Genomic DNA, 2,678 nt, shown 5'->3' with positions numbered 1-2,678 from the left:
AGTATTAACATGGCTAAAGATCGATTCCACGATCGAGTTAAAGCTGCACTGATTAAGGACTTGTGGTCGATTACTCACGATCCGTTTTCGATCCAAATTAGTGAGGCTGTTAGACTACAAATCGATCTAGGTGCTAAAAATACAATTGCTGCTCAACGAGAGCGCGAAAAAATTGCGGTTGAAATTAAAAGCTTTATTGCCGACTCTGATATTAGTGAGTTTCATGCAGCTTTGGGGCAGTATTTAAACTACGTACAAGCCTTAGAGGATAAAGAACCCGATCGAGTTTTATATCTGGCGGTACCAATCGAAACTTACAGTGATTTTTTTCAACTTCCTTTTATTCAAAAATCTATTAAACGTCACGCTCTTAACCTAGTTATTTACGATCCGATCGAGGCGGAAATCAAGCAATGGATAAGCTTCAACAATACCGAAAAATAATTCGGCAAATTCTCACCGAGCAAGCACATCCGTATACCCACTCTAATGATGTAGAAGCAGAAATTATTTGCGATACAGAACACGACCATTATCAACTCGCCTATGTGGGTTGGGAGCAGCAGAAACGTGTTTTTAGTCTGATTCTGCACTTTGATATTAAAGATGGCAAAATCTGGATTCAATACAATGGTACAGAGACAGCGATCGCCCAATTATTGACCGAAAAAGGAGTTCTGGCATCCGATATCGTACTGGGTTTTCATTCTCCCTTCAAGCGTCAATTTAGCGGCTATTCAGTCACCTAATTGTTACCTCGATCGTAAATAGTGGATAATGCAGAATCTAGTAGTATTATGTGAAAAGTAATATTCGATCGAATTATCGCTCATCTTGGTACGAACAAAGTTATAGCTAGACCGATAGCACAACTAACCGTATTAGCAACTAAGCTCACAAGTAAAGCAGTTTTGAAATTCAGAGCATTCCATCTGAACCGTTGAATAATCCAAGCTTCATAACCGATAACAAATATTTCTGATGCCAAAATTGCGATCGGTTGAGACAAACCATCGGCAAAAGGTAATGGACTACTATAACCAAATAAAGCTGCTATTCCTAACGAAACAAATGCTGACGAATTTTGTGAAGATTCGTAGGGGAGATCGAAAAATAGAGCGTAGGGGTAGTTGATGAATTACCCCTACGCTCTATTTTACAACACACAATCCGATCGATATACTGGTGTCGCGATCGAAATTATTTCACAAGTGCCTCGATATCTTTGGCAATATCTTGAGGTTGGGTACCAGATTCATAACGTTTGACAACATTACCATTACCATCGACTAAATACTTAGCAAAGTTCCATTGAATTGCGTCTACATCCAGAGCTTTCTGTAAATAATCGAATAATGGATGAGCATTGGTACCCTTAACATCGACCTTTTGAAACAACGGAAAAGATACGCCATATCTGGTTTCGCAAAAAGACTGAATATCTGACGCGCTACCTGGCTCTTGTTGCCCGAATTGGTTGCAAGGAAAACCCAAAACTGCAAATCCTTTGCTGGCATATTTATCCTGCAACTCCTGCAAACCTTTGTATTGAGGGGTGTAGCCACACTGACTGGCGGTATTAACAATCAGCAAAACTTTGTCGCGATAAGTACTCATCTCGACGGGTTGACCTTCAATGCTGGTGGCCGAAAAGTCGTAAACTGTTGATGACATAAGAATTTTTGCAATTTGTAAATACTGACTTACTTATTATTATGGAAGTACCTCAAACTTGCTAGGCGCGATGAAACGACTTGTCATTGTCGGGGGAACTGGAGATGCGCTGCAATTAGCCAAACGCGCGATTCTCTTGCAGAGAGGCTTTGCCAACGATTTACCAGGATTGGAAGTAATTACTACTCTCGCGGGGAGAACTCGCGAACCGAAAGAGATCGCCGGATCGGTGCGAATTGGCGGCTTTGGTGGCGAAGCTGGCTTAATAGACTATTTGCAGACAGAAAAAATCGATCTTATCGTTGATGCTACCCACCCATTTGCGGCACAAATTTCTTGGCATGTAGCGAGTGCAGCGACTAAAGTGGAAATTCCCAGATTGATGCTCGTGCGCCCCGCGTGGACGCGTTCGCCTGAAGATAATTGGATTGAGGTAGAAAGTATAGAAGCGGCAGTAGCGGCGATTCCAGCTAGCGCAGAGCGGATCTTTGTAACGATCGGCAGACAACAACTCGCGCCCTTCGCCAAACTGACAGATCTCTGGTGCTTGATGCGATCGATCGATCCGCCCGATCCAAGTATCCCATTACCACCGGGCAAATTATTACTCGATCGAGGGCCATTTAGTCTGGAATTAGAACGAGAATTACTTAAAGAGTATGGAATTCAAGCGATCGTCAGTAAAAACAGCGGCGGCGATGCTACTTATGCCAAAATTATTGCTGCTCGGGAGTTGGGTTTACCTGTAGTAATGGTACGACGTCCGATCGTGCCTGAAGGCGAAATAGTTGCGGATGTAGCGGGTGCGATCGAGTGGTTACGCCAACAACTTTAAACAGACCAATCTTCGATCGATAAACCTGGTACTTGAATAAAATCTTTAGTATTGCGAGTTACAGCAAATTGCGATCGAATGAACCACAAAAGTGAGAAAATAAAAGCAGGTAAATAAAAATAAAACATGGCAGCAACATACTCTCTCGATTTGCGAACAAAAATACTAA

At 42.3% G+C, this 2,678-nt stretch carries 4 protein-coding genes; 3 read left to right on the top strand and 1 reads right to left on the bottom strand.

What is annotated here, in order from left to right; genetic code table 11:
- Positions 1-9 precede the first annotated feature (9 nt).
- Both C7B77_RS27785 and C7B77_RS27780 read left to right on the top strand, forming a co-directional pair.
- A complete protein-coding gene (locus C7B77_RS27785) occupies positions 10-444 on the top strand; it encodes an element excision factor XisH family protein (RefSeq protein WP_106312692.1) in 435 nt (144 codons plus the stop codon).
- Positions 414-749 carry a XisI protein gene (locus tag C7B77_RS27780; protein WP_106312689.1) on the top strand — a complete coding sequence of 112 codons (336 nt, stop codon included), beginning with the start codon at positions 414-416 and terminating at the stop codon, positions 747-749. Before C7B77_RS27785 ends, C7B77_RS27780 begins: the two co-directional genes overlap by 31 nt.
- A 451-nt stretch (positions 750-1,200) precedes the next feature.
- Here the strand turns inward: C7B77_RS27780 and C7B77_RS27775 are convergent, their stop codons facing one another.
- On the bottom strand, positions 1,201-1,674 hold the full coding sequence (locus C7B77_RS27775) for a glutathione peroxidase (protein WP_106312686.1): 474 nt from the start codon (positions 1,672-1,674) through the stop codon (positions 1,201-1,203).
- Between the two features lie 70 nt (positions 1,675-1,744).
- Between C7B77_RS27775 and C7B77_RS27770 the strand changes: the two genes are divergently transcribed.
- A complete protein-coding gene (locus C7B77_RS27770) occupies positions 1,745-2,509 on the top strand; it encodes a cobalt-precorrin-6A reductase (protein WP_106312683.1) in 765 nt (254 codons plus the stop codon).
- The last annotated feature ends 169 nt before the right edge of the window (positions 2,510-2,678 follow it).

Origin of the sequence: Chamaesiphon polymorphus CCALA 037, assembly GCF_003003845.1 — a bacterium.
Lineage (GTDB): Bacteria > Cyanobacteriota > Cyanobacteriia > Cyanobacteriales > Chamaesiphonaceae > Chamaesiphon > Chamaesiphon polymorphus.
Note: the sequence above shows the minus strand (reverse complement) of the source record. Positions and strands in the feature narration are given on the sequence as shown.